The organism is Rahnella sp. BIGb0603 (assembly GCF_024808755.1).
Lineage (GTDB): Bacteria > Pseudomonadota > Gammaproteobacteria > Enterobacterales > Enterobacteriaceae > Rahnella > Rahnella contaminans.
Genome location: NZ_JANUEX010000001.1, coordinates 679,328 through 704,914 on the forward strand (window position 1 = coordinate 679,328; position 25,587 = coordinate 704,914).

Sequence of the window (25,587 nt, forward strand, 5' to 3'; positions counted from 1 at the left end):
CACTTCACAGATTTGATTGCTATGCTTCGTTTCTCACACTCCTCTGTCCATAAGGCCATACCGCTGCAACATGGAAACCTGGAAAGTAAATTTAATCTCCGTCTGGCTCGGCTGTTTTTTTACCGGCATGGCGATGAGTCAGATCCTGCCTTTTTTACCGCTTTATATCGAACAACTGGGCGTGACCGATCACGCATCACTCAGTTTGTGGTCGGGTCTGGTTTTTAGCGGGACGTTTCTGGTTTCCGCTGTGGTTGCGCCGCTGTGGGGCAGCCTTGCTGACCGCAAAGGCCGCAAGCTGATGTTGTTACGCGCCGCGCTGGGCATGGCGATTGTCATGATGCTGCAGGGCTTTGCCACCAACGTCTGGCAGCTCTTCATTTTGCGTACGCTGATGGGGCTGACGTCCGGGTATATTCCCAATGCGATGGCGCTGGTCGCCTCACAGGTGCCGCGTGATAAAAGCGGCTGGGCACTGGGCACGTTATCCACCGGTCAGGTATCGGGCGTGATTATCGGCCCGCTGCTGGGTGGATTTATGGCCGACCATCTCGGCCTGCGCACGGTATTTTTCGTCACCAGCGGCATGTTGTTTATCAGCTTCCTGATCACGTTATTCCTGATCAAAGAACGCGTTGTTCCGGTCTCCAAAGCTAACCGTCTGAGCGGGAAAGCGGTCTTCACCACGTTGCCTTATCCGTGGCTTATCGTCAGCCTGTTCGTCACCACCATGATGATTCAGCTGGCGAACGGTTCTATCAGCCCGATCCTGACGCTGTTTATCCGCGAGCTTTCCTCCGATACCAGTAATATCGCCTTTATCAGCGGGGTGATTGCCGCCGTACCGGGCGTTTCCGCGCTGATGGCCGCCCCGAAACTCGGCAAACTCGGTGACCGCATCGGCGCGCACCGGATACTTATCGCCGCGCTGGTATTTTGCTTTGTCCTTTTCTGCCTGATGGCGCTGATTAATACCCCGACGCAGCTGGGTATTCTTCGTTTCATGCTCGGTTTCGGCGATGGTGCATTGATGCCTGCGGTTCAGGCATTGCTGGTGAAATACAGCAGCGACCAGGTCACAGGGCGGATATTCGGATACAACCAGTCGTTTATGTACCTCGGGAACGTGGTCGGGCCGCTGATTGGCTCGAGTGCCTCAGCCCTGCTGGGGTTCCGCTGGGTGTTTATCGTCACCGCGATCCTGGTGTTGTTCAATACGGTGCAGGTGTGGTGGAGTTTCCGGCAGGTGCCGACGGGAAGAGTGAGGGTTTGATTTGCTCTTCCCCTTCGCAGGAGAGGGAGTAAAAGACCTCACCATCCGGCATAAAAAAGGGACACTTCTCAGTGCCCCTCTCTCACATTTGAAATCAAAAATAATTACCGGCGGTTGCCGAAAATCCGCAATAACATCAGGAACAGGTTGATGAAATCCAGATACAACGTCAGTGCGCCAACGATGGAGTATTTGCGGAAGTTATCGCGATCATCAGCAGACAACTGCGCACCCATGTTTTTCAGCTTCTGCGTGTCATACGCGGTCAGGCCGACGAAGATCAGCACACCGGCGTAAGAAATGATGTTCGCGAGGCCAGAGCTTTTCAGCCACATGTTGACCAGCGATGCCAGAACCAGGCCAATCAGCGCCATGAACAACATGCTGCCGATACCGGTCAGGTCACGTTTGGTCACGTAGCCGTAAACACTCATCGCACCAAACATCCCGGCGGCGACAATGAAGGTGCCGAAAATCGAGTCACCGGTGTAGACCAGGAAAATACTGGAAAGCGTGAGCCCGGTCAGCGCCGAATAGAGCATGAAGAGGCCGGTAGCGACGGTGCCGCTCAGGCGGTTCACCATGCCGGAAATCACAAAGACCAGCGCCAGCTGGGCGATGATCAAACCGAAGAACGTAATCTGGCTGGAGAAAACGAAGCTCATGATTTTTTCAGAGCCGGAAGCATACCAGGCGACAAATGCGGTCAGCAGCAAGCCACAGAACATCCAGCCATACACTTGCGCCATGTACGCCTGAATGCCGGTATTCGCGCGTTCAACAATTGAACCGTTACTGCGTGGATATCGATCCATGATGATTACCCTTTTGCATGGAGGACGAAAAATGAGGCCAAAAAAGCCTCCCGATCTTCTAAGCGTATCACAGATAATGCGAAAAGCATGGGAGGTCTGCGTGCGGTTGAGCCGCTATTTACCAGCGCGCCGCCGCGACTTTATCGCTATCACGGGCATCAACCCAGCGGTCACCCTCTTCCGTCGCCTCGCGCTTCCAGAAAGGTGCGCGCGTTTTCAGCTGATCCATAATAAATTCATTGGCTTCGAACGCCATTCCACGATGCGCACTGGTGACGCCGACAAAGACAATTTCATCGCCCGGATACATCGGCCCGACGCGGTGATAAACAGAAACACTTTGCAAAGGCCAGCGCGCACGCGCCTGCTCAACAATCTCCGCCAGCGCTTTTTCGGTCATGCCCGGATAGTGCTCCAGCGTCAGTGCCGTCACATGGCTGCCCAGATTGTGATTGCGCACTTTGCCGGTGAACGTCACTACCGCGCCGTCGGCGTCTGACTGCGCCAGCCAGTTGTACTCTTCGCCAACGTTAAACGGGGCGGCATCCACAATAATTTTTGTCCTGTCCATCTCAGCCCCCGGTCACTGGCGGGAAGAACGCCACTTCGTCGCCCGCTACCAGCGGATGCGCCATCGTGGTCAGCGTCTGGTTAACAGCCACCAGCAGTTTGCCGGATTCCAGCGCCAGTGCCCAGCGGTCACCGCGTCTGGTCAGGGAATTGCGCAAATCTTCCACGGTGGAAAAATCAGCCGGCAATTGCAGGCCGGACGTCCCGGTTAACTCACGGACCTGGGCGAAGAATAAAATGTCGATCATATTTCTACCTTACCTTCAGCCTTGCTTTCCGCCTTAAAGTCGCCTGATTTACCGCCGCTTTTTTCCAGCAGGCGGATCGGGCCGATCACCATATCTTTCTGTACCGCTTTGCACATGTCGTAAATGGTCAGCGCCGCTACAGAAGCCGCCGTCAGCGCTTCCATTTCCACACCAGTTTTGCCGCTCAGACGACAGCGGGATTCGATGCGCACGCGGTGATGTTCCGGCTGAGCTTCCAGATTCACTTCCACTTTGGTCAGCAGTAACGGATGACACAGCGGGATTAAATCCCAGGTCTTTTTGGCTGCCTGAATCCCGGCGATACGCGCCGTGGCAAAGACATCACCTTTGTGGTGATTGCCGTTAATAATCATCGCCAGCGTGTCAGCGGCCATTTCTACAAACGCTTCTGCACTCGCTTCGCGAACCGTTTCGGCTTTACCGGAAACGTCCACCATGTGGGCATCACCGGAAGCATTAATGTGGGTTAATTCAGACATTCTTATTTCTTCAAATGTGGGGTGAAATTGCACGGCCCCTGACGGGCGTCGAGCTGTGCTTCGATGATATTTTCCCAGGCGGTCTGGCAGGCGCGGGTTGATCCCGGCATGGCAAAAATCACCGTCTGATTGGCAATACCGCCGATGGCGCGTGACTGAATGGTCGAGGTGCCGATATCTTCGAAAGACACCATACGGAACAGCTCGCCGAAACCTTCAATTTCACGGTCAAATAACGGCTTCAGGGCTTCCGGCGTATTGTTGCCCGCGTTAAATCCGGTACCGCCGTTGATCAGAATGGCCTGAATTTTTTCATCTGCAATCCACGCAGAAACCACGGCGCGAATGCTGTAAATGCTCTCTTTAACAATTTGCTGCGCCACAACGTGGTGGCCGCCTTCGGTCACGGCTTCTTTCAGGTAATGGCCGGAGGTATCTTCCGCGTCGGTGCGGCGGTCAGAAACCGTCATGATCGCCACAGATAACGGCAAAAATTCTTTGCTGGCTTTGCTCATCAGTTTGCTCCTTAAACGATTAATGCCGGACTCAGCCGCCGATAAACGACAGGTTCTGGGTTATTCCGGTATTGCCTTCATGCAGGAAGTGCGTTTGTTTTTTACGGCTGAGGCCGCCCTGGATCCTGTCCATCAAATCGTCCTGCTGCATGTCGTCGGCTAATAAATCGCGCAGCGGAATGCCCTGCTCGCCGAAAAGACACAAATGCAGATTGCCGATGGCTGAGACGCGCAGCCGGTTACAGCTGGCGCAGAAGTCTTTTTCGTACGGCATGATCAGACCGATTTCACCGAGATAATCCGGATGGCTGAACACCTGCGCCGGGCCGTCACTGCGGGAACGAACCTGTAACTGCCAGCCCTGACGCACCAGCTGTTCGCGCAGGACTTCGCCGGATACATGGTGTTTGCGGAACAGGTCGCCGCCGTCGCCGGTTTCCATCAGTTCGATGAAACGCAGCTGAATCGGACGGGTTTTAATCCAGTCGAGGAAGGTGTTCAGACTGGCGTGATTCACATCGCGCATCAGCACGGTATTGACTTTGACCTTGCTGAAACCAGCGTCAAACGCGGCGTCAATGCCGGCCATCACATCGCGGAATTTATCCTGGCCGGTGATGGCGTGAAACTGGCGGGCATCAAGGCTGTCGACGCTGACGTTAATGTTTGTCAGCCCCGCATCACGCCATTTGCTGATATCACGCGCCATGCGGTAACCGTTGGTGGTCACGGCCAGCGTTTTAATTGAGGGGTTTTCGCGAACGGCGGCAATGATGTCGCAGAAGTCACGGCGCAGCGACGGTTCTCCACCGGTCAGGCGCACTTTTTCCGTTCCCAGATTGGCGAACGCGCGACTGACCCGACGGATTTCATCGAGCGAAAGAAAGCTTTTATTGCTGTGCCCGTGCGGCTTGTAACCGTCCGGCAGACAATAGGTGCAACGAAAATTGCACACGTCAGTGATCGACAGCCGCAAGTAATAAAACTTGCGGGCAAAAGCATCAGTAAGTTGAAGCACCTAAACACCTTTCCAAATACGGGAGATGCGGGCATTTCTGCCATGCACCCTGGTGACTGATTGTCACGGCCAGGGCTCCATATTGTTTCTGTGGGAACAACGTCAGAAAGGCAACTTAGGAACCAGGGCTAGGAGTTGATTCAACACGTTCAGTGCAGAACGATGAAGAATTCGGGTAACGGACTACAGTTTAACGCTCTGAAGACCGGATCGCCAAGGTGGTTTTTCGTTATGCATTTTGATATATAACGATTTTTCACGACAAAAGAGAGCATTTTCAACGATAAAACCGCTTGATTTTGAAAGCGCTGAGAGTACTGCGAAGGGATAACATCCTGTTGCAAAATTAGGTAAAATCTCCCGGCGACACAAGTCTCTGCAGCATCATTATTGTGCCCTGAGCACGCACTATTCTCACCTCTGGCCGCTTCACAAGGATCTTTATGCGCAATCGAACATTAGCTGACCTCGACCGGGTGGTGGCATTAGGCGGAGGGCACGGCCTGGGCCGCGTAATGTCTTCTCTTTCTTCGCTGGGCCCGCGTCTCACCGGCATTGTGACCACGACCGACAACGGCGGTTCAACCGGCCGAATCCGTCGTTCGGTGGGCGGCATCGCCTGGGGCGATATGCGCAACTGCCTCAACCAGCTGATCACCGAACCGAGCTTAGCCTCGGCGATGTTCGAATACCGCTTCAGCGGCCAGGGCGAACTGGACGGACACAATCTCGGCAACCTGATGCTGCGCGCACTGGATCACCTGACCGTCCGTCCGCTGGAAGCGATCAATCTGGTGCGCAGCCTGCTGAAAGTGGACGCTGAGCTGATTCCGATGTCCGAACAACCGGTAGATTTAGCCGCGATCGACGCAACCGGTCAGCGGGTTCACGGCGAAGTAAACGTCGATAAACTGACGCAAATACCGCGGGAATTACTGCTGGAGCCACAGGTTCCGGCCACACGCGAAGCGTTGCACGCCATCGCCGAAGCGAACCTCATCCTGATTGGCCCCGGCAGTTTCTTTACCAGCCTGATGCCGCTGTTGCTGATGGAAGATCTCACCACCGCCCTGCGCCGCAGCCGTGCGCACATCGTATATATCGGGAATCTGGGGAAAGAGCTGAGCGTTGCTGCGGCGTCGCTGACCCTGGATGACAAACTGGATATGATCGAAAAGCGCATTGGCCGTCGCGCTGATGCCGCGATTGTCGGGCCGAAAGTGACGCTGGGCGAAAGTGCCAAAGCGCATCTGATTATTCAAAGCCCGCTGGAAGCCAGTGATATTCCGTATCGCCATGACCGCGATATGTTGCGGATGGCGGTAGAAGAAGCGCTGCAAAAGATGCTCTGATTTATCATTAGCAGAAATACGAAAGGCCGCGCAAAGCGGCCTTTTTGACGTTTGGGAAACCGAATTTACTGCCAGTCAGCCAGAATTTCTGCGGTGGTTTTTACTGTGACCGGATTGCCGGGCACGGATAATTCACGCCACACTTCGTTGTGCTGACCAATCAGTTGCTGCGCGGTAACATGCGTACGGTCGCCGGTTGTATGCGCATCCGACGCAACGGTCACGGCATAACCTTTGCTGGCGGCGACTTTGATGGTCGTATCCACACAATAATCTGTCGCACAACCACAAACCGTAAAACGGGTCGTGTTCAGTTCCTGTAGTACCGCGTCCAGCGTGGTGCGATAGAAAGAATCACAGGCGGTTTTGGTGACAGAAATCGCTCCTTCGGGCTGATGTAGCTCAGGCAAAACCTGCCAGAATTCGCTGCCTTCGGTCATTTCACCTTCAGCGTGCTGAATGAAGATGACGCGCCCTGCCCGGTCAATCAGCTGATTAATACGCTCAGCCCGTCCGCTGCGGTCATAACGCGGGGAAGCGAAAACGCCGTTTTGCATATCCACCACAATAAGAACATGTTGCTCTGACACGACTCTTTCCCTCAAATAAACACAATGAAATGCAAATGATTTACTTTTTCACCAGCGGATGATTATTCCACGGGCTGTCGGCGGCAGGTTTCACGGTACTGACTTTAGGCTTTTGCGGCTTTTCAGCGGAGAGCGGCGTGCGACGTTTGCTGCGCGTCATATCAGGGCGCAAATGGCCTTCGATAAAATCCAGATACAGCGTTTCTACTTCCTTACGCGCCCAGGGCGTGCGGCGCAGAAATTTCAGACTGGACTTGATGCTCGGATCGCTTTTGAAGCAGTTGATATTGACCTGCGAGGCCAGTGCGGGCCAGCCAAAATTATCCACCAGCGTTGTCAGCAGTTTTTCCAGCGTGACACCGTGCAACGGATCTTTCGCCGCTCCGGGATTTTGTGGTGTATCAGTCATTGGCTCGCTTTTCCTTATCAATTTTCAGGCCGCGCACTTTATCATTTTTCCCTTACGAAAGAGCAATAAACTGTTCACGCAGGGCGTGGAGTTCGTCACGTGTATTGGCCGCTTCTTCGAATTCCAGATTCTGGGCGTGCGCATACATCTTGCTTTCCAGCTCTTTAATGCGCTGTTCCAGCGCTTTAGGCGTAAGCGATTTGTAGGTTTGCGCCGCTTCGGCATCGCGCTTGTCTTTGTTCTTTTTGGTCTTCGGCTGGCCCAGTTGCAGGATGTCGGAAATCTTCTTGTTCAGGCCCATCGGCGTAATGCCGTTTTCCAGGTTGTAAGCTTCCTGTTTCGCACGACGACGCTCCGTTTCACCGATAGCTTTGGCCATTGAATTCGTGATTCTGTCGCCGTAAAGAATGGCTTTACCGTTGAGGTTACGCGCCGCACGACCAATGGTCTGGATAAGCGAACGTTCGGAACGCAGGAAACCCTCTTTGTCGGCATCAAGGATTGCCACCAGAGAAACTTCCGGCATATCCAGCCCTTCCCTCAGCAAGTTGATGCCCACCAGCACATCGAATTCACCGAGACGCAAATCGCGAATGATCTCCACGCGCTCGACAGTATCGATATCAGAGTGCAGGTAACGCACCTTCTCGCCGTGTTCTTCCAGATACTCGGTCAAATCCTCGGCCATGCGTTTGGTCAGCGTGGTGACCAGCACACGCTCATTGATGGCAACGCGTTTGCGGATTTCAGACAGCAGATCGTCGACCTGCGTGGTCACCGGGCGCACTTCAATAATCGGATCCAGCAAGCCGGTCGGACGCACCACCTGATCCACGACATCGCCGCCGGATTTATCCAGCTCGTAAGCGCCTGGCGTGGCGGAAACATAAATCGTCTGCGGCGCCAGTGCTTCAAATTCTTCAAAACGCATCGGGCGGTTATCCAGCGCCGATGGCAGGCGGAAACCGTATTCCACCAGCGTTTCTTTACGCGAGCGGTCGCCTTTATACATCCCGCCGATTTGCGGAATGGTGACGTGGGATTCATCGACTATCAGCAAACCGTCGGCAGGCAGATAGTCAAACAGTGTCGGCGGCGGCTCGCCCGGCCCGCGCCCCGAAAGGTAGCGCGAATAGTTTTCGATACCCGAGCAATAACCCAGCTCATTCATCATTTCGAGATCAAACTGCGTACGCTGGCTGAGACGCTGTTCTTCGAGCAGTTTGTTGTTATCCAGCAACACCTTGCGGCGATCGGCCAGATCGACTTTGATCTCTTCCATCGCCTGCAAAATACGTTCACGCGGGGTGACGTAGTGCGTTTTCGGGTAAATGGTGAAACGCGGAACTTCGTGCTGCACCTGACCGGTCAGCGGATCGAAAAGGGAAAGCCGCTCGACTTCCTGATCGAAAAGCTCGATGCGCAGCGCCAGATCGTCCGATTCCGCCGGGAAGACGTCGATCACTTCGCCGCGGACGCGGAAAGTACTGCGCTGGAAAACCTGATCATTGCGGGCATATTGCAGCTCGGCCAGACGGCGCACGATCGCGCGCTGATCGATAATCATCCCTTTGGTCAGGTGGAGCATCATTTTCAGATACAAATCCGGGTCGCCCAGACCGTAGATCGCCGAAACGGATGCCACCACGATGACGTCGCGGCGCTCAAGCAGCGCTTTAGTCGCGGAAAGTCGCATCTGCTCGATGTGTTCGTTCACCGAGGAATCTTTTTCGATAAACGTGTCTGAACTCGGGACATACGCTTCTGGCTGATAATAATCGTAGTAAGAAACAAAATATTCGACGGCGTTCTCCGGGAAGAACTCTTTCATTTCGCCATATAGCTGGGCCGCGAGGGTTTTATTGGGCGCGAGAACCATCGTCGGCCGGTTCAGGTCAGCAATCACGTTCGCGACGGTGAAGGTTTTACCGGAACCGGTAACGCCGAGTAACGTCTGGTGCGCCAGACCGTTCTCCAGCCCTTCTTCCAGACGGCGTATTGCCTCAGGCTGATCGCCTGATGGCTTAAATTCGGAATGCAGTTTGAACTCTTTACTCATGACGGGCTACCTGGCTGAAATGAAAACGCATAAGGCCGTACGAAAGGCGCTCACGGAAAAACAGTATGAAAGACTCCGCGAATTTTGCCAGCCTTGATTTTACCGCCCTATAGTACTGTATATAAAACCAGCCTCCAATCGATAAAAATCACCGGTGATTTAACAGGTTGCTTCATCTGCACTTTTTTAGGTTATTACGAAAAAGAATTCTCACCATCAGGTGACAATTATCCCCAAAATTTTTCATCCGTTAACTTTCTGACCACAGGTTGACGAATTCTGACACAACTATGACGAACGAATTACGGGCATATTGCTTTTAACTAACTCACTGATTATTAACAACATCATCAAAAAGCTGCGAATACGGGCAAAGTGAGCACAACCCGCGCCCCGACTCGTCTGTAGCATCTTTTCTTACTCTCATGCACATGGTTATCCACAGGAATAGTGGATAACTCTCAGCACGCCCCGTGCTGCGGGAGTTGGCAAAAAGTGCACTTCGGACGCCGGAGGGGGGATCAGCATCTTTTTTAGTTATTTTTTCCCTTTTTTCAGACTTTATTTATGCCTATTTTGCCTAGATTTCTGGTCGGATGTTTCTTGCAAAATCCAAAAGTGCATCTCATCAGGATTTTTTTGCTTCTTACTCCCCTTACGTTTGCACCAAAATCAGAGAGAGCGGCACTGGCAAAGTGCAGTTGCCCTTTTCCCGCGTCTGACCGGTTCTGTTAAAACCTGAGCAACACTAATGAATAATCCTAAATCGCCGTGCGCCCCGCTGTTAACACCCCTGTAACTTCTCTTTTCCCCGGCACTTTTACAAACTTGGCCTGAGAGTTGCAGTGTCACTGTAGGAAGCGTTTCCTGTAGCCGGAACCGCTTTTTTCACCTGAAAGTGAAATCTGATGATTACCCTGTTTTTTGCTAAGCAAAGTCATTTTTAGTGCAAGGAAAAAGCGGTTAACCCCATTTATCACTGGTTAATGGCTGTTTATCTATAATTGATGCTGAGAGGTTGGCCGGTAATCAACGGGATTTAATTCTGTGTTACGGCGTTAACAGCGGAACATAAATGTCAGAAATGTGACAGTGGCGGTCAAAGCGAAGTTCAGCGGAATGCTCCGTGCGGGAGGGAGGTCTGATGTTAAGTGTAAAATCAGTTAATCAGTATTATGGGCAAAAACATATTCTGTGGGATATCAATCTCGAACTGTACCGCGGTCAATGTACGTGTCTGATCGGCCGAAATGGCGTGGGGAAAACCACGCTGGTGAACTGCATTATGGGCCATCTTCCGGTGAAAAGCGGGGCGATCTCCTGGCAGTCGCGCGACGAAGAGCCTCAGAGTTTGTTAAATCTGCCAGTGGAAAGCCGTGCGCAAATCGGTATCGGTTATGTGCCACAGGGCCGGCAGATTTTTTCGCAGATGAGTGTCGATGAAAACCTGCAAATTGCCATGATGGCCAGCCGGAATAAGACGCGTCGCGTGCCTGAAGAGGTCTACGACCTGTTTCCGACGCTTAAGGAAATGGGAATGCGTAAAGCGGGAGAGCTCGATGAGAGCCAGCAGCAGCAACTGGCGATCAGCCGCGCGCTGGTTCAGGAGCCCGAACTTCTGATCCTCGACGAACCGACCGAACACACCAGCGCGTCAATGGCGGCGAATATGGGTAACATCATTCACCGCCTGAACCGTGACCTTGGTCTGACGCTGCTTCTGGTCGGGCATAAATTGCCGTTCATCCGCAGCGTCGCTGACCGGTTTTGTCTGGTGGACGGCGGGCGCAACGTAGCGCAAGGCACGCTGGCACAGCTTGACGAGACGTTAATCAAAAATTATCTGACGGTCTGACGTCGCGCTTCATTCACCACAAGGAAGCAGACGTTCGAGATCCAGATATTGCCCCAGATTTACGTCCAGACCGGCGATCAGGAACGGGATCTCGCCCAGCAGTGGCGCAGGCAACATACGCGTGAGCGTCTCCATGTATGCCGGATGATGCTTCCCCGTTTCCTGCACATCATTGGCAATCCAGCCCGCAAGATGCAACCCACTTTGCGCGATGGCCTGCGCCGTCAGCACGGCGTGATTGATGCAGCCCAGCCGCATTCCCACCACCAACACCACCGGCAGTTGCTCGGCAATCACCCAGTCCGCAAACGTGTAATCTGCGGTCAGCGGCGTGTACCAGCCACCCGCCCCTTCCACCACTACCCAGTCAGCCAGCGGTTCGAGATGGCGCAATCCGGCGGATAACACCTGCGGATCAATCGGGCGCTTTTCCAGCTCGCTGACGATATGCGGCGACGTCGGCTCGATAAACGTACACGGATTCACTTCGTCATAACGCAGTCCGACGGTGCTGTAAGCCTGAAGCGCCAGCGCGTCGCTGTTGCGCGGCCCTTCTGCCGTCATTTCACTGCCTGATGCCACCGGTTTGTATCCGGCGGTTTTGTGTCCGGCGCGCGCTGCCGCCTGCAAAAATGCGGTTGTGGCAACGGTTTTTCCGACTTCTGTGTCGGTGCCGGTAATAAAGTATTTTTGTTTCATGATTTATTTTAATAAAAGCCTGGTGTTGGTTCTGGCTCCCTTCCCGCAATGACATCGGATTTTGCTCCTCCCCCTGCGAAGGGGAGGGAGCAGACCGCGCCTGTTTCAAACCTGGGAGGAACTTTGTTAACGTGGGATAAGTTCTTCCACCTGCAAAATGCCGTAGACCAGCCGGTAGTTGAGCGGCAAAATGCCGTCGCGGCGAACGTAATGTTTTTCCAGCAATTGCAGACGCTCGCGCCCGCCCAGTCCGCCGAGGCGGCCATTTTTGATGTGCGTCGCGCCAATGCCTTTGAGCGAACGCATCAGCGACATCACGTCCGGGAATTCGGCGACGTGATCGCTGAAGGTCACTTCATGGCGATACGGCGCGCAGGCTTCGGCGATTTTGTCGGGCGTCAGGAACTGATTCACGTGACGGCGGCCATCGACTTTCATCCACGCCGCGGCCAGCTCATTGAGCGAACCTTCGGCCAACGTGGAGAAAATCACCAATCCGCCGTTGCGGGTGACGCGATGCATTTCTTCCAGCGCACGCGGCAGCGCGTTACACCACTGCACTGCCAGATTGCTGAAACAGATATCAAACGAGTTATCAGCAAACGGTAAACGCTCGATATCCCCCGGCACGTATTCATCGGCGGAATCCAGCTCTCGGGCACGGCTCAGCATGCCTTCAGAGAGGTCCAGCGCAATCACGTTTTTCCCCTGAGCGCGCCAGTAACGGCTGAAATAGCCCGTCCCGCAACCGGCGTCGACAACCGTTTTTCCAGCATTTTTCAGATAAGGTTCTGCCAGCGAAAGCAACGTTTCACCCACATCACGCTGCAATTGTGCGGCGTTTTCATAACTGACGGCGGCGCGACTGAACGCGTCGGCCACCGCTTGTTTATTCACTAATTCAGTGACTGCACCCATGAAGGGACTCCAGCAAAAAATCGATATCTTCCGGCCTGTGTGCTGCCGTCAGCGTAAGACGCAGCCGCGCGCTGCCCGGAGGCACCGTCGGCGGACGGATAGCACTGACCCACAACCCGCGTTCGCGCAATGTCGCCGCCAGATCTAAAGCAGGCTGATTTTCGCCTACGATCACCGGCTGGATTGCCGTTTGTGAAGCGGTCAGCCGGTAAGGCAATCCGGAAGCCCCGGCGCGGAAACGGGCAATATTGGCCGCCAGTTTATCACGCAGGCCGTCGTCCTGCCGGACTCGTGCCAGCGCGGCCTGTAACGCGCAAACCTGCGCCGCAGGCATCGCCGTGCTGTAAATAAGATGACGCGCGAACTGCACCAGATAATCCGCGGTGGCATCATCACACAACACCGCCGCGCCACTGCACCCGAAAGCTTTACCGAATGTGACCACCAGAAGCTCAGGCCGCACACCCTGCTGCCAGCAACTGCCGCGCCCTTCTTCACCCAGGACACCCACGCCGTGCGCGTCATCCACCATCAGCCAGCTATCGTGCGATTGCGCCAGACGATGCAGTTCCGCCAGAGGTGCACCGTCGCCGTCCATGCTGAATACCCCTTCGGTCACCACCAGCGTTTCACCGTCCACCGGTTTTTTCAGCAAGCGTTGCAGGGAATCCGGCTGATTGTGATGAAAGCGCCGCAGCTGCGAAGGCGCATGGGCAGCGGCTTCCAGCAAAGAAGCGTGACTGAGTTTATCCGCCAGCACGCGATCGTCGCCCTGCATCAGCGCGGCAAGAATGGCCTGATTTGCCGCAAAGCCGGAGATAAACAGCAGCGCGCGCGGATAGCCCTGCCACTGCGCCAGCTGCTGTTCGAATTCAGCGTGCACCACGCTGTAGCCGGTGACGTGCCCGGAACCGCCGCTGCCCACGCCGTATTTTTCAGCGCCCTTCTGCCACGCGGCAATGACGTCCGCGTCCTGACTCAGGCCGAGATAATCGTTACCGGAAAAATTCAGATACCGTTTGTCACCCTGTGTCAGAAACCGCGCGCTGCCACCGTTGTTAGGCTGACGCACACGAAAAGCCGCCGCTTCTTTGCGGGCGGCAACGGCATCGTTAATCCGCGTTTGCCAGCTCATGATCAGACGGCGGCGTTGTAGAACTGTGCGGTATCAGCATGAACTAGCTGTTCTGCCAGCGCGGCCTGTTGCTGGTTATCGCCCATTTCTGTTTCGAACACCTGCGGGTTCATCCCCAGTTTGCCAAACAGAATGAGATCTTTATCTTCCGCCGGGTTAGGCGTGGTCAGCAGCTTGCAGCCGTAGAAAATGGAGTTGGCACCGGCCATAAAGCACATCGCCTGCGTCTGTTCGCTCATCTGTTCGCGACCGGCGGAAAGACGGACATACGACTGCGGCATCATGATGCGCGCCACGGCGATAGTGCGGATAAAATCAAACGGATCGACGTCGTCGTTATCGGCCAGCGGCGTGCCTTTCACTTTCACCAGCATGTTGATCGGCACGCTTTCCGGCGGCACCGGCAGGTTCGCCAGCTGCATCAGCAGACCGGCACGGTCTTTGACGGTTTCACCTAAACCAACAATCCCGCCGGAGCAGACTTTAATGCCCGCGCCGCGCACTTCCGACAGCGTATCCAGACGTTCCTGATAGCTGCGGGTGGTGATGATGCTGCCGTAAAATTCCGGCGAGGTATCCAGATTGTGGTTGTAGAAATCCAGACCGGCATGCGCCAGACGCTGCGCCTGCGAGGTGTTCAGCGTGCCGAGCGTCATACAGGTTTCCATCCCCAGTTCTTTCACGCCCTGCACCATTTGCTCGAGGTACGGCATGTCACGGTCGTGCGGGTTTTTCCACGCCGCGCCCATGCAGAAACGGGTTGAACCGGCGGCTTTCGCCTGACGGGCGGATTCAAGCACCTGCTCGACTTCCATCAGACGTTCAGATTCCAGCCCGGTTTTGTAACGGGAACTCTGCGGGCAGTATTTACAGTCTTCCGGACAGGCACCGGTTTTGATCGACAACAGCGTACTGACCTGAACCTGACGCGGATCGAAGTGCTGGCGGTGAACCTGCTGCGCTTCAAACATCAGCTCAAGAAAAGGTTTGGAAAACAGTGCCTGAGTTTTTTCAAGCGTCCATTGGGTGCGGGTAGTCATGCGACAACTCCAAAATAAATGTTTCGTGAACGTTTTTATGGTCGGTATACTGTCAACCATTCTCAATTCGTTTTAGTTTACGGTCAACGAGAATTACATTTTTTAGTTTACAATTTACCGCCCGCAGGAATCCTTTATGAGCCCCGCCGATATCGAATTCGACCAGCGCCACATCTGGCATCCGTACACATCCATGACCAAACCGCTGCCCGCATATCCGGTGGAATCCGCGTCCGGCGTGCTTTTACATCTGGCCGACGGGCGTGAACTGGTGGACGGCATGTCGTCCTGGTGGGCGGCGATCCACGGCTACAACCACCCGCAACTGAATCAGGCAGCGGTTGAGCAAATTGGCAAAATGTCGCACGTCATGTTTGGCGGCATCACGCATCCATCGGCTATCGCGCTGTCGCGCCGTCTGGTGGAAATGACGCCTGCCGGGCTGGAATGCGTGTTTCTGGCGGATTCAGGTTCGGTCGCGGTGGAAGTGGCGCTGAAAATGGCGATGCAATACTGGCAGGCGCGCGGCGAGAAACGTCAGACGCTGCTGACGCTGCGCAACGGCTATCACGGCGATACCTTCGGCGCGATGTCGGTCTGCGATCCGCAAAATTCGATGCACAGTTTGTATCAGGGCTATCTGCCGCAGCATCTGTTTGCCGACGCGCCGCAGAGCCGTTTTGACGGCGAATGGGACGAAGCGGACATTGCGCCTTTCGCCAAAATGCTCGATGAAAACCACAGCAAAATTGCCGCAGTGATTTTAGAGCCGGTGGTTCAGGGCGCGGGCGGGATGCGGATTTACCATCCGCTGTATCTTAAACGGGTGCGTAAACTGTGCGATCAGTACGGCGTGCTGCTGATTGCCGATGAGATTGCCACCGGTTTTGGCCGCACCGGCAAGCTGTTTGCCTGTGACCATGCGAAGATTTCGCCGGATATTCTCTGCCTCGGCAAAGCGCTGACCGGCGGCTATATGACACTTTCCGCCACGCTGACCACGCGGCATGTCGCTGAAGTGATCAGCAACGGCGAAGCGGGTTGTTTCATGCACGGCCCGACGTTTATGGGCAATCCGCTGGCCTGCGCGGTCGCTAATGCCAGCCTGCGTTTATTGTCGGAAAACCGCTGGCAGGCGCAGGTGCTTAATATCGAGAAACAGCTGAAAAATGAATTACTGCCGCTGGCCGGACATCCGGCAGTGGCCGACGTGCGCGTTCTCGGCGCGATTGGCGTGGTGGAAATGCGCCAGCCGGTCAACATGGCGCAACTGCAAAAACATTTCGTGGAACAGGGCGTGTGGATCCGTCCGTTCGGCAAGCTGATTTACCTGATGCCGCCGTACATCATCACGCCGGAAGAACTCCGTAAACTGACCGGTGCCATTGCCAGCGCCCTCTATTGATCACACGGCGCTGACCAGCCGGTGCGATGTTGATAACAGCGCGCTCAGCTTTTCCCGGCTGAGACGCGCCTGTTCATTGAGAAAATCAATTGCCACTTTCAGCGCGGGCGTCGGGTTTTCCGGATACAACAACGTATAAGACGCGCCGCTCGCCACGCAAAGCGGAAACGGCGCAATCACCCTGCCCGCCTGCAAATCATCTTCAATTAACGTCAGATCGCCGATCGCCACGCCATAACCCTGAAGTGCCGAATTAATCGCCAGATCCAGCGTGTCGAAATGCTGTGATTTCTCCGAAGGCAACCCCTGCACGCCCTCTTCCCGCAGCCACAAAAGCCAGTCGCGGCGGTCGCGTGTCGGGTGCAGCAGCGTTTTATCCGCCAGATCGGCAACCGCAGTTTTCCCTTTATGGCGGGGCAAAAAATCCGGTGTACAGACCGGCGTCAGCACTTCGTCAAACAGATGATGCGCGCGGCGCTGCGATTCCGGTGGCCGCCCGAAAATCACGGCGGCATCAAAATGCTCATTGCTGAAATCCACGCCGTGCGCAATTGAGGCCGTCAGTTCGATGCGCATATCAGGCCGGTCGTTTTGCAGCTGGATCACGCGTGGCAATAACCAGCGCATCGAACATGTCGGGCATTTGATCCGCAGCGTATCCGGGTGTGAACCGACGCGTTTGAGCGCATCACCCATCAGCGACAGCGCCTGCTGTACGGGCGGTAATAGTTGCGCCCCGCGCGGGGTCAGCGTCAGCCCGCGGGCCTGACGTAAAAACAACGGATACCCCAGCGATGTTTCCAGCCCGGTTATCTGACGGCTGACCGCACCCTGCGTGATGTGCAGCAACGTGGCGGCATGCGTCAGATTCAGGGTTTGCGCGACGACGGCAAAGGTTTTTAGCACGTTGAGCGACGGTAAATTCAGTGCATTCAGATACGACAGTTCAGGCGAAAGTGTCACGGAGCCCCCGGTAAATTCAGCATTTAGCCATGACGGCTGATCATGGCGAGTATGACAAATTTTCCATTGTCGGCACAGGCGAACTGCTGCTTAATCGTTAAACACCCGTTTTAACCTTCTCATGGCCGCCCGGCCTGTTTCCTTTGGGGAAAATGCTATGAAAAGCGCGATGTCGCCGCAGTCTAAATTACCGGATGTCGGCACCACTATTTTCACCGTGATTGGCCAGCTGAGCGCCGAGCACAATGCCCTGAACTTATCGCAGGGCGCACCGAATTTCTCCTGCCAGCCTGCGCTTATCGACAGCGTTGCCAAAGCCATGCGCGACGGTCATAACCAGTATGCGCCGATGAGCGGCGTGGCCGCGCTGCGCCATGCGCTTTCCGCCAAAGTTGAAGCGCTTTACGGTTGCCATTATGACGCCGACAGCGAAGTCACCGTGATTGCCAGCGCCAGCGAAGGCTTGTATTCCGCCATCAGCGCGCTGGTGCATCCGGGCGATGAAGTCATTTATTTCGAGCCGTCGTTTGACAGCTACGCGCCAATTGTCCGCTTACAGGGCGCAAAACCGGTGGCGATTGGCCTGTCGATGGAGGATTTCAGCATCGACTGGGATCAGGTCGCGAGCGCCATCAACAGCCGCACGCGCATGATCATCATCAACAGCCCGCACAACCCAACCGGCGCAATTTTCACTGATTTCGACATCGAACGTCTGACGGCGCTTACCAAAGACACTGACATCGTGATTTTATCGGACGAAGTTTACGAGCACGTAGTTTTCGACGGCGAGCGCCACGAAAGCATGGCCTGCCATCCGCAGCTGGCCGGGCGCAGCGTCATTGTGTCGTCGTTCGGCAAGACCTATCACGTCACCGGCTGGCGCGTGGGCTACTGCCTGGCACCGGCGGAACTGATGGACGAAATCCGCAAAGTGCATCAGTTTATGGTGTTCTCCGCCGACACGCCGATGCAGGTTGCGTTTGCCGAAGCGCTGTCCGATCCGCAAAGCTATCTCGGTCTGGCGGATTTTTATCAGAAAAAACGCGATTTGCTGGCGGAAGCGCTGAGCGAATCCCGCTTTGAATTACTCCCAAGCCGTGGCAGTTTCTTTATGCTGGCGCGTTTTAGTCATTTCAGCCCGCTGACCGACGATGAATTTGTGCTGAGCCTGATCCGGGATCACCAGATTGCTACCATCCCGCTGTCGGCCTTTTACAGTAATAACAAACCCACCGGGCTTATCCGCCTGAGCTTTGCCAAAGATAACGACACGTTGTATGAAGGCGCACGCCGTCTGTGTCGCGTCTGAGCCTACTTTCTGATACCGCAGGGGAATTGTGAATAATGAAAAAATTGAAAATCGCATTGCTGTTAGGTTGTGCCGTGGCTTCTTTTTCTGCGCTGGCAGACGGTTCCACGCTGAAATTCGGTCTGGAAGCGCAGTATCCGCCGTTTGAATCCAAAAGCGCCACCGGCGAATTGCAGGGCTTTGATATTGATTTGGGTAATGCCGTTTGCGCCGCGGCCAGCGTGAAATGCGAATGGTACGACACCTCTTTCGATGGCCTGATTGCCGCCCTTCAGGCGCGTAAATTCGATGCAATCAACTCCGCCATGAACGTAACCGAAAAGCGTCGTCAGGCGATTGATTTCACCAACGTGATTTACCGCGTACCGACGAAGCTGATTGCCAAAAAAGATTCCGGCCTGTTGCCGACCGTTGATGCGCTGAAAGGCAAACATATCGGCGTGTTGCAGGGCTCGATTCAGGAAAGTTACGCGCAGGCGCACTGGGCACCGAAAGGCGTGGATATTGTTTCTTATCAGGATCAGAACCAGGTATATCTGGACTTGTCCTCAGGGCGTCTGGACGGCACGTTAGTGCTGGCTCCGGCGGGCCAGAGCGGATTCCTGTCACGTCCTGATGGTAAAGATTACGGCTTTGTCGGCGACGCCGTGCGCGACGATAAAATCCTCGGCAGCGGCATTGCCTTCGGCCTGCGCAAAGGTGATGCCGCGCTGAAAGAAAAACTCGACACCGCTATCGCCAAAGTACAGAACGACGGCGTAGTTAAGACGCTTTCGAAGAAATATTTCGGCGATATTGATGTGAGTGTGAAGTAATTATTTTCTGCGCCTCACCTGTATTCTGGTGAGGCGCAAATCCTGCCACAGCCTGTCTTTTCTTCTCAGTACTCAGAATTCACAATCACTTCTTCGCCAAAAATGCCGGCCTGCGGTAACGGTTTATAGCTGGAGTTTGACGCACGTAATACGCGGATGCCGCGCGCACCGGCGGCCTGTGCGGCGGTGATGTCGTTGTCCGAATCCCCGTAGAAAATCTTCATCTGCTTATCTTTCAGCCACTGCGTTTTGGTGTTCTGCCCGGCTTTGTCACCGGCAAAAATCACCGGATTTACTTTGTCTTGCGGGATCTGGAAATCATTCTGCAAGGTTTTGGTGACGGATTCGGTTTTGGTTTCACTGCGCCCGGTAACGAAATAAATACTGTCGCCGCGTTTGAGGTGCATGGCAATCAGGCTTTTCGCCACGTCTTTCGGCATGCTGAACTCGTCCCAGCCGTTATTCATTTTTTCCCAGAATTTCGGGTTTTTCAGATAGTCCTGTTTGCCCGGAGAAAACTCCAGTTGGCCGCGGTAAAAGCCCGGCGAAGAAAACAACACCGTGTCATCGATATCGAAACCCACCGCCAGCGGCGGACGGCCTTGCAGACTGTTTTCAATTTGCGCGACAGAAACCCAGTGAACCGGCGACTGTTGGGCGAGTTGTGCAACGTTAACGCCCGGATACAGCGGTGCGGGCGCAGCGTCTTTTGCCGTCGCCGTTTGGCCAAGGCTGAGCAGCAGGAAAACGGCACTGAGTGCCAGAGGTGTTTTATGCATCGGGATCCCTTTTTTATGCTTATTAATCTGAAAGATAAAACGGAGCAAGTGGTCAAAAACCTTACCGAACATACCTGCGCCCTTAACAGACTTAAAGGGATTTCTCGGACAAAGTCATAGGAAAAGATGAGGGTCACAGTTTGGGGATAAAACGCATGACTCATAAGAACATGGCATAAACCGCTTCATGCGAAAACAACTTCGCGTCCTATACTTATTCCCAATTACGTCGACTTTTAACTCTCTTATATGAAACGGGAAGGTATTGGTATGTCTCAATCTCAGTCTGAAAACCGCCGCATCGTTCTGGCGTCCCGCCCTCATGGTAAACCTGTTGATGACAATTTCCGTCTGGAAAAAGCCCCGCTGCCCGTGGCCAAAGAAGGCCAGCTTTTGTTGCGCACCGTCTGGCTTTCTCTTGACCCTTACATGCGCGGGCGGATGTCCGACGCGCCTTCGTATGCCGCGCCGGTGCAAATCGGTGAAGTGATGACCGGCGGCGGGGTGTCCCGCGTGGTGGAATCCCACAGCCCGGATTTTAAGACCGGCGATCTCGTCATGGGCAGAACCGGCTGGCAGGATTACGCCGTCGTGAACGCGGATGAAGTGAAAAAGCTGGAAGGCGCTGCGCTTAAGCAACCGTCTCTGGCATTGGGCGTGCTGGGGATGCCGGGCTTCACCGCGTTTATGGGGCTGCTGGATATCGGCGAACCGAAACCGGGCGAGACGCTGGTGGTCGCCGCAGCCACCGGGCCGGTCGGATCCCTGGTCGGACAAATCGGTAAAATCAAAGGCTGCCGCGTGGTGGGTATCGCCGGGGGTGAAGAGAAATGCCGCTACGCCGTGGAGCATTTCGGCTTCGACGAATGCTTAGATCACCGCGCGCCGGATTTAGATCAACGTCTCAAAGCCGCCTGCCCTGACGGCATCGACGTTTATTTCGAAAATGTCGGCGGCGCGGTGTTTGACGCGGTTCTTCCGTTGCTCAATACCAAAGCCCGTATTCCGGTATGCGGTCTGGTTTCGCAATACAACGCCACCGGCCTGAAAGAAGGTCACGACCGCCTGTCACTGCTTGCCAGCACGATTTTGAGAAAGCGACTGCGCATGCAGGGATTCATTATTTTTGATGATTACGGCCATCGTTATCCGGAATTTGCAAAGCAGATGGGCGAATGGTTTGAAGCAGGGAAAGTGAAGTTCCGCGAAGATGTTGTTGAAGGGCTGGAAAACGCACCGCAGGCGTTCTTCGGTCTGCTTGAGGGTAAAAACTTTGGCAAACTGGTCGTTCGTGTCGGGCAGGATTGATCCCTGACTGCGTCCACAGGAGGTAACATGAAATTACTGATTGTATTGACATCGCACGATAAACTCGGCGAAACCGGCAAGAAAACCGGTTTCTGGCTGGAAGAATTCACCGCGCCGTATTACGAATTTCTGGATGCCGGCGCGACACTCACGCTGGCGTCGCCGAAAGGCGGGCAACCGCCGCTGGATCCGAAAAGCGATGAGCCGGATGCCCAGACTGAAACCACGGCGCGTTTTCGTCAGGATAAAAGCGCTCAACACGCGCTCGCCACAACGGTGAAACTGGCGGAGGTGAATGCTGCTGATTTCGACGCTATTTTTTATCCCGGTGGCCACGGCCCGTTGTGGGATCTGGCGGAAGACGCGCATTCGGTGGAGCTGATTAAGGCGTTCTGGACGGCAGGCAAACCGATTTCCGCCGTTTGCCACGCGCCCGGCGTTTTGCGCAATGTGCTGCTTGACGATGGCACGCCGCTGGTCAAAGACAAACGCGTGACCGGGTTTAGCAACAGCGAAGAGGACGCCGTCGGGCTGACGGACATCGTGCCTTTCCTGGTGGAGGACGAGCTGAAAAAGCACGGCGGCGATTACAGCAAAGCCGCTGACTGGCGTCCGTACGTGGTCACCGACGGTAAGCTGATCACCGGGCAGAATCCGGCCTCGTCCAAAGCCGTCGCACAAGCCTTGCTGAAATTGCTGGGCGGCGCAGAGATCAGCAAATGATCTGACGCGGCTTGCGGCAAAGCATCACTGACAGTGATATACAGCTGATTCCTGTGGTATAAAAGACGCAGAAAAGGTGGTCAGTTTTACTGGCCGCCGTTTTTTTATTGCGGCAATGGCCGCGACATTGAAAAAAAGAATAACTTTCTTCATCAAGGAGTCAGTCACAGTGAAAATTTCCACCCTGTCACGCGCGTGCGCTATGTTGTCCGCCAGCCTGATTTTGGCGGCATGTAGCAGCAGCCATCAAGGCTTATCCAGCCAGGTTGCGCCGGGCACCGCGTCACTGCCCGTGTTATCAGCGGACGAAGCGGCCAACTTTACAGCGAAAAATTATCTGGCCTTTGGCGGCCCTTCTTTGCAGGTTCAGCAACAGGGCTGGTTCCCTAAACTGGCAAGCACTGACGCGGCTAAAACCAACTTTGTGGTTGGCCCGCAGTTAGGCACCGATGGCGCATCGTATTCCACCGTACAACAGGCGGTAAATGCCGCACTGGCCGTGCGTAACCACGGTGAGCGTATTTTCATTAAAATCCTGCCGGGCACTTATAACGGCGCGGTTTACATTCCGGCTGGCGCGCCGCCAGTGACCTTATTCGGGGCCGGTAACAGCTCTGCGGATGTCACGCTGACGCAAACGCTGGAAGCCTCTGCGGCACCAGCGGCGTACCGCGCAACCGTCAGCCCTAACGGCCAGTTCCTGCCGGGTGACCGCGCATTCTATATGTTCCAGAACTGTGCGAATCTGACGACCGAAACCATCGGCACAGGTTGTACGGCGACCGTCTGGTCACAAAGCAACGGCCTGCAAGTGCAGAACCTGACCATTGGTAACGCCCTGCTTGATACCGTTGACGGCGGCGATCATTCAGCCGTTGCTTTGCGTACCGACGGCGACAACGTGATTCTCGACAACGTCCGTCTGATTGGCCGCCAGAACACCTTTATGGTGAACACCGCCAACATCCACAACCAGACCGACAACAGCCGTTACAGCCGTGCTTACGTGCATAACAGCCTGATCGTGGGTGATGTGGATTACGTGTTTGGTCGTGCTAATGCCGTATTCGACCACGTTGAATTCCACACCGTCAGCAGCCGCGGCGTGAAACAGGCGTCCATCTTCGCACCGAATACGCCAGCCACAGCACCTTACGGTTTCCTGGTGATCGACAGCAATCTGACCGGCGACCGGGGTTTCGAGCAGGCAGCAAAAGCGAAAATGGGCCGCGCGTGGGATGCTAACGATGCCAGCAGCCAGCTGGTCATTCGCGACAGCAGCTTCGACAACAGCTACGACCAGATGAACCCATGGGGCGACGCCGTCTTCTCCGGTCATCCGTTTGTGGGCAACGTGCCGAAAGATGAAAAACAGCAGCGTAACCTGAATGACACCAACTTCAACCGCCTGTGGCAGTACAACAATGTGCTGACTCAGCCTGCGAAGTAATTCAGTCTGACGCAATAAAAATGCCGCAGGAGGAAACTCCGGCGGCATTTTTTTTACCTGAAAATCTTACCGGTTATGCCCTTTCATTGCCGAGACGGAATACCGAAACCGTGCGTTCCAGATTCAGCGCCTGTTCATCGAGCGACGCCGCAGCACTGGCGGACTGCTGAACCAGCGCGGAGTTCTGCTGTGTCACGGTGTCCATTTCGGCCACGGCCAGCGCAATCTGGCTGATCCCCCGGCTTTGTTCATCCGACGCCGACGCAATCTCATGAATGATCTGCGTAACGTGACGGACGGAACCGACAATCTCTTCCATCGTATCGCCTGCTTTTTCCACCAGCGTTGAGCCGTTATTCACGTTGGTCACCGATTTTTCGATTAACCCTTCGATCTCTTTAGCGGCCTGCCCGCTGCGCTGCGCGAGGCTGCGCACTTCGCTGGCAACCACCGCAAAGCCGCGGCCCTGTTCACCGGCACGCGCCGCTTCAACGGCGGCATTCAGCGCCAGAATGTTGGTCTGAAAGGCAATGCTGTTGATGACGGTGGTGATTTCAGAAATTTGCTTCGAACTGACGGCAATCTCTTTCATCACGCCCACCACGTCGGTGACCAGTTTGCCGCCGCGTGCTGCCGTCACGGCCGCATCGGACGCCAGCTGGCTGGCCTGCGTGGCGTTATCGGCATTCTGTTTCACCGTCGAGGTGAGCTGCTCCATGCTGGCCGCCGTTTGCCCCAGCGCTGCCGCCTGTTCTTCAGTACGCGCCGACAAATCAATGTTACCCGCTGCAATCTCACTCGAGGCACGCGTGACCTGAGTCACCCCTTCCCGGATATCACCGATGATGCCGTGCAGGTTTTTATTCATGCCTTCAATCGCACGGGTCAGTTGCCCCACTTCGTCATGACTGTGGCTGGTGGCGTGCGTTGAGAGGTCGCCTGCGGCAATCCGTTCAGCGGTGGCAAGTGTGCGGCGCAGCGGAAGTGTCAGCCCGCGCGTCGTGCGCCAGGAAATCAGCACGCCCACGATCACCGTCGCGGCGATAATCGCCAGCATTTCCTGAATGGTTCGGGTGACTTCTTCGTGCAGGTTGCCCATTTCATGATCGAGCAGCGTATTGGATGCGGACGTCAGCGCCAGCCCGGCCTGCGCCAGCTGTGCGGTGATTTGTTGCAGATCACTGCCAGCCGGAGGATTAAGCGTTTGCTGCCAGCTTTCGCGGTAACGGCGGATGTTTTCAGGCATGGCGTCCACCAGAGGCTGATCTTCGGCATCCCAGGAATAGGCCGCGACCTGCGCCTGCCGGGCTTCGAGCTTATCCAGCGCCTGGCGGTTTTCCTCAACATATTTTGGGTCTTTGCTGGCCATGTATGAAAGCCGGGAAAATTTTGCACCGCTGAGCAAATCGTTAACGGTTTTAAGCAGCGTGGCCTTTTCGGCGCGTTGGTTGATGCTGGTCAGATGATAAATACCCGACACAGCGATAAAGGATCCCAGCAACAGCACCAGTGCAAAACCGGCACCGAGTTTGCCAGCGATGGTGGCATGACGAACTTTGCCAGCGATCCCTGAAAGTACATTCATTTTCTTCTCCCTGATTTCCAAATGGACTGACTCTGAAGTGGCAATGCCACCGAAGAATGAGTGAATAACGGGAGAGTTATCGACCGGCAATGATTAACATTTAGAGAGAAGTTAAAATATTTCTTATCAATCGCCCGAAAGGTTCAGGCAATAAAAAAGCCCCTTATTACAGGGGCTTGATCATTATTCCGTGGCGGTATTATTGAGATGTTAAAACATAAACATTAGACAATCTCACTAATACACCAGAG

The 25,587-nt window shown here is 54.9% G+C and carries 25 protein-coding genes and 1 riboswitch; of the genes, 9 read left to right on the top strand and 16 right to left on the bottom strand.

The annotated features are described in order from the left end of the window. Positions 1 to 70 precede the first annotated feature (70 nt). The gene (locus M2403_RS03200) at positions 71 to 1,273 is read left to right on the top strand and encodes a multidrug efflux MFS transporter (protein WP_152325492.1); all 1,203 of its coding nucleotides are present in this window, start codon (positions 71 to 73) and stop codon (positions 1,271 to 1,273) included. Between the two features lie 104 nt (positions 1,274 to 1,377). On the opposite strand, the gene M2403_RS03205 is transcribed toward M2403_RS03200, so the two are convergent. From M2403_RS03205 to moaA, 6 genes are all read right to left on the bottom strand, one after another. Further along, positions 1,378 to 2,088: a Bax inhibitor-1/YccA family protein gene (locus M2403_RS03205; protein WP_013576373.1), complete on the bottom strand. Its 711-nt coding sequence runs from the start codon at positions 2,086 to 2,088 to the stop codon at positions 1,378 to 1,380. 118 nt (positions 2,089 to 2,206) lie between these two features. Next, on the bottom strand, positions 2,207 to 2,659 hold the full coding sequence (gene moaE / locus M2403_RS03210; RefSeq protein WP_152325490.1) for a molybdopterin synthase catalytic subunit MoaE: 453 nt from the start codon (positions 2,657 to 2,659) through the stop codon (positions 2,207 to 2,209). 1 nt (position 2,660) lies between these two features. After that, positions 2,661 to 2,906 carry a molybdopterin synthase sulfur carrier subunit gene (gene moaD / locus M2403_RS03215; protein WP_165059518.1) on the bottom strand — a complete coding sequence of 82 codons (246 nt, stop codon included), beginning with the start codon at positions 2,904 to 2,906 and terminating at the stop codon, positions 2,661 to 2,663. After that, positions 2,903 to 3,406, bottom strand: coding sequence for a cyclic pyranopterin monophosphate synthase MoaC (gene moaC, locus M2403_RS03220; protein ID WP_259228553.1), 504 nt, complete (start codon positions 3,404 to 3,406; stop codon positions 2,903 to 2,905). Before moaC ends, moaD begins: the two co-directional genes overlap by 4 nt. Before the next feature lie 2 nt (positions 3,407 to 3,408). After that, positions 3,409 to 3,921, bottom strand: a complete 513-nt coding sequence (gene moaB / locus M2403_RS03225) for a molybdenum cofactor biosynthesis protein B (protein ID WP_101077326.1) — start codon at positions 3,919 to 3,921, stop codon at positions 3,409 to 3,411. A 31-nt stretch (positions 3,922 to 3,952) separates the two neighbouring features. Next, positions 3,953 to 4,939: a GTP 3',8-cyclase MoaA gene (gene moaA / locus M2403_RS03230; RefSeq protein WP_152325487.1), complete on the bottom strand. Its 987-nt coding sequence runs from the start codon at positions 4,937 to 4,939 to the stop codon at positions 3,953 to 3,955. Next, a riboswitch (molybdenum cofactor riboswitch) is annotated at positions 4,929 to 5,086 on the bottom strand. It overlaps the preceding gene by 11 nt. A 296-nt stretch (positions 5,087 to 5,382) precedes the next feature. On the opposite strand from moaA, the gene yvcK reads away from it, so the two are divergent. Next, positions 5,383 to 6,291 (top strand): uridine diphosphate-N-acetylglucosamine-binding protein YvcK, encoded by a 909-nt coding sequence (gene yvcK / locus M2403_RS03235; RefSeq protein WP_152325486.1) that lies wholly within the window; start codon positions 5,383 to 5,385, stop codon positions 6,289 to 6,291. A 65-nt stretch (positions 6,292 to 6,356) separates the two neighbouring features. Here yvcK and M2403_RS03240 read toward each other — a convergent pair whose 3' ends face one another. From M2403_RS03240 to uvrB, 3 genes are read right to left on the bottom strand one after another with little or no spacing between them, the layout of a single operon-like run. Next, entirely contained in the window at positions 6,357 to 6,881 is a 525-nt protein-coding gene (locus M2403_RS03240) for an isochorismatase family protein (RefSeq protein WP_152325485.1), read from the bottom strand. Positions 6,882 to 6,921: 40 nt separating this feature from the next. Further along, positions 6,922 to 7,290 carry a VF530 family DNA-binding protein gene (locus tag M2403_RS03245; RefSeq protein ID WP_152325484.1) on the bottom strand — a complete coding sequence of 123 codons (369 nt, stop codon included), beginning with the start codon at positions 7,288 to 7,290 and terminating at the stop codon, positions 6,922 to 6,924. 52 nt (positions 7,291 to 7,342) lie between these two features. Continuing rightward, positions 7,343 to 9,349 carry an excinuclease ABC subunit UvrB gene (gene uvrB / locus M2403_RS03250; RefSeq protein WP_152325483.1) on the bottom strand — a complete coding sequence of 669 codons (2,007 nt, stop codon included), beginning with the start codon at positions 9,347 to 9,349 and terminating at the stop codon, positions 7,343 to 7,345. Positions 9,350 to 10,493: 1,144 nt separating this feature from the next. Here uvrB and M2403_RS03255 point away from each other — a divergent pair. Then, positions 10,494 to 11,204 (top strand): ABC transporter ATP-binding protein, encoded by a 711-nt coding sequence (locus M2403_RS03255; RefSeq protein ID WP_152325482.1) that lies wholly within the window; start codon positions 10,494 to 10,496, stop codon positions 11,202 to 11,204. 9 nt (positions 11,205 to 11,213) lie between these two features. On the opposite strand, the gene bioD is transcribed toward M2403_RS03255, so the two are convergent. The 4 genes from bioD to bioB form a co-directional block, all read right to left on the bottom strand. Next, positions 11,214 to 11,903, bottom strand: a complete 690-nt coding sequence (gene bioD / locus M2403_RS03260; RefSeq protein ID WP_152325481.1) for a dethiobiotin synthase — start codon at positions 11,901 to 11,903, stop codon at positions 11,214 to 11,216. A 126-nt stretch (positions 11,904 to 12,029) separates the two neighbouring features. Next, on the bottom strand, positions 12,030 to 12,821 hold the full coding sequence (gene bioC / locus M2403_RS03265; RefSeq protein ID WP_259228554.1) for a malonyl-ACP O-methyltransferase BioC: 792 nt from the start codon (positions 12,819 to 12,821) through the stop codon (positions 12,030 to 12,032). Next, complete coding sequence (bioF, locus tag M2403_RS03270; RefSeq protein WP_152325479.1) at positions 12,805 to 13,956, bottom strand: 8-amino-7-oxononanoate synthase; 1,152 nt, start codon at positions 13,954 to 13,956, stop codon at positions 12,805 to 12,807. The genes bioC and bioF overlap by 17 nt, the downstream gene beginning before the upstream one ends. 2 nt (positions 13,957 to 13,958) lie before the next feature. Continuing rightward, positions 13,959 to 14,996 (bottom strand): biotin synthase BioB, encoded by a 1,038-nt coding sequence (gene bioB / locus M2403_RS03275; protein WP_259228555.1) that lies wholly within the window; start codon positions 14,994 to 14,996, stop codon positions 13,959 to 13,961. A gap of 136 nt (positions 14,997 to 15,132) precedes the next feature. On the opposite strand from bioB, the gene bioA reads away from it, so the two are divergent. Continuing rightward, positions 15,133 to 16,401, top strand: coding sequence for an adenosylmethionine--8-amino-7-oxononanoate transaminase (gene bioA / locus M2403_RS03280; protein WP_259228556.1), 1,269 nt, complete (start codon positions 15,133 to 15,135; stop codon positions 16,399 to 16,401). On the opposite strand, the gene M2403_RS03285 is transcribed toward bioA, so the two are convergent. Then, a complete protein-coding gene (locus tag M2403_RS03285; protein WP_152325476.1) occupies positions 16,402 to 17,364 on the bottom strand; it encodes a LysR substrate-binding domain-containing protein in 963 nt (320 codons plus the stop codon). It lies immediately after the preceding gene. Positions 17,365 to 17,521: 157 nt separating this feature from the next. Between M2403_RS03285 and M2403_RS03290 the strand changes: the two genes are divergently transcribed. Both M2403_RS03290 and M2403_RS03295 read left to right on the top strand, forming a co-directional pair. Then, positions 17,522 to 18,676 carry a methionine aminotransferase gene (locus tag M2403_RS03290; protein ID WP_259228557.1) on the top strand — a complete coding sequence of 385 codons (1,155 nt, stop codon included), beginning with the start codon at positions 17,522 to 17,524 and terminating at the stop codon, positions 18,674 to 18,676. Between the two features lie 35 nt (positions 18,677 to 18,711). Beyond that, complete coding sequence (locus tag M2403_RS03295) at positions 18,712 to 19,491, top strand: ABC transporter substrate-binding protein (RefSeq protein ID WP_208951617.1); 780 nt, start codon at positions 18,712 to 18,714, stop codon at positions 19,489 to 19,491. Between the two features lie 65 nt (positions 19,492 to 19,556). On the opposite strand, the gene aphA is transcribed toward M2403_RS03295, so the two are convergent. Continuing rightward, the gene (gene aphA, locus M2403_RS03300) at positions 19,557 to 20,270 is read right to left on the bottom strand and encodes an acid phosphatase AphA (protein ID WP_208951616.1); all 714 of its coding nucleotides are present in this window, start codon (positions 20,268 to 20,270) and stop codon (positions 19,557 to 19,559) included. A 270-nt stretch (positions 20,271 to 20,540) separates the two neighbouring features. Here aphA and M2403_RS03305 point away from each other — a divergent pair, with 270 nt between their 5' ends. From M2403_RS03305 to M2403_RS03315, 3 genes are all read left to right on the top strand, one after another. Continuing rightward, entirely contained in the window at positions 20,541 to 21,578 is a 1,038-nt protein-coding gene (locus M2403_RS03305) for an NADP-dependent oxidoreductase (RefSeq protein WP_208951615.1), read from the top strand. A 27-nt stretch (positions 21,579 to 21,605) separates the two neighbouring features. Then, the gene (locus tag M2403_RS03310) at positions 21,606 to 22,301 is read left to right on the top strand and encodes a type 1 glutamine amidotransferase domain-containing protein (protein ID WP_259228558.1); all 696 of its coding nucleotides are present in this window, start codon (positions 21,606 to 21,608) and stop codon (positions 22,299 to 22,301) included. 169 nt (positions 22,302 to 22,470) lie between these two features. Continuing rightward, positions 22,471 to 23,751, top strand: a complete 1,281-nt coding sequence (locus tag M2403_RS03315) for a putative acyl-CoA thioester hydrolase (RefSeq protein ID WP_195814144.1) — start codon at positions 22,471 to 22,473, stop codon at positions 23,749 to 23,751. Positions 23,752 to 23,824: 73 nt separating this feature from the next. On the opposite strand, the gene M2403_RS03320 is transcribed toward M2403_RS03315, so the two are convergent. After that, the gene (locus M2403_RS03320; protein WP_195814145.1) at positions 23,825 to 25,336 is read right to left on the bottom strand and encodes a methyl-accepting chemotaxis protein; all 1,512 of its coding nucleotides are present in this window, start codon (positions 25,334 to 25,336) and stop codon (positions 23,825 to 23,827) included. Between the last annotated feature and the right edge of the window lie 251 nt (positions 25,337 to 25,587).

Bases quoted from the DNA above. Each gene is read 5' to 3' on its own strand.
- M2403_RS03200 (WP_152325492.1), top strand. From the start codon at position 71: ATGGAAACCTGGAAAGTAAATTTAATCTCCGTCTGGCTCGGCTGTTTT.
- M2403_RS03205 (WP_013576373.1), bottom strand. From the start codon at position 2,088: ATGGATCGATATCCACGCAGTAACGGTTCAATTGTTGAACGCGCGAAT.
- moaE (WP_152325490.1), bottom strand. From the start codon at position 2,659: ATGGACAGGACAAAAATTATTGTGGATGCCGCCCCGTTTAACGTTGGC.
- moaD (WP_165059518.1), bottom strand. From the start codon at position 2,906: ATGATCGACATTTTATTCTTCGCCCAGGTCCGTGAGTTAACCGGGACG.
- moaC (WP_259228553.1), bottom strand. From the start codon at position 3,406: ATGTCTGAATTAACCCACATTAATGCTTCCGGTGATGCCCACATGGTG.
- moaB (WP_101077326.1), bottom strand. From the start codon at position 3,921: ATGAGCAAAGCCAGCAAAGAATTTTTGCCGTTATCTGTGGCGATCATG.
- yvcK (WP_152325486.1), top strand. From the start codon at position 5,383: ATGCGCAATCGAACATTAGCTGACCTCGACCGGGTGGTGGCATTAGGC.
- M2403_RS03245 (WP_152325484.1), bottom strand. From the start codon at position 7,290: ATGACTGATACACCACAAAATCCCGGAGCGGCGAAAGATCCGTTGCAC.
- uvrB (WP_152325483.1), bottom strand. From the start codon at position 9,349: ATGAGTAAAGAGTTCAAACTGCATTCCGAATTTAAGCCATCAGGCGAT.
- M2403_RS03255 (WP_152325482.1), top strand. From the start codon at position 10,494: ATGTTAAGTGTAAAATCAGTTAATCAGTATTATGGGCAAAAACATATT.
- bioD (WP_152325481.1), bottom strand. From the start codon at position 11,903: ATGAAACAAAAATACTTTATTACCGGCACCGACACAGAAGTCGGAAAA.
- bioC (WP_259228554.1), bottom strand. From the start codon at position 12,821: ATGGGTGCAGTCACTGAATTAGTGAATAAACAAGCGGTGGCCGACGCG.
- bioF (WP_152325479.1), bottom strand. From the start codon at position 13,956: ATGAGCTGGCAAACGCGGATTAACGATGCCGTTGCCGCCCGCAAAGAA.
- bioB (WP_259228555.1), bottom strand. From the start codon at position 14,996: ATGACTACCCGCACCCAATGGACGCTTGAAAAAACTCAGGCACTGTTT.
- bioA (WP_259228556.1), top strand. From the start codon at position 15,133: ATGAGCCCCGCCGATATCGAATTCGACCAGCGCCACATCTGGCATCCG.
- M2403_RS03290 (WP_259228557.1), top strand. From the start codon at position 17,522: ATGAAAAGCGCGATGTCGCCGCAGTCTAAATTACCGGATGTCGGCACC.
- M2403_RS03295 (WP_208951617.1), top strand. From the start codon at position 18,712: ATGAAAAAATTGAAAATCGCATTGCTGTTAGGTTGTGCCGTGGCTTCT.
- aphA (WP_208951616.1), bottom strand. From the start codon at position 20,270: ATGCATAAAACACCTCTGGCACTCAGTGCCGTTTTCCTGCTGCTCAGC.
- M2403_RS03305 (WP_208951615.1), top strand. From the start codon at position 20,541: ATGTCTCAATCTCAGTCTGAAAACCGCCGCATCGTTCTGGCGTCCCGC.
- M2403_RS03310 (WP_259228558.1), top strand. From the start codon at position 21,606: ATGAAATTACTGATTGTATTGACATCGCACGATAAACTCGGCGAAACC.
- M2403_RS03320 (WP_195814145.1), bottom strand. From the start codon at position 25,336: ATGAATGTACTTTCAGGGATCGCTGGCAAAGTTCGTCATGCCACCATC.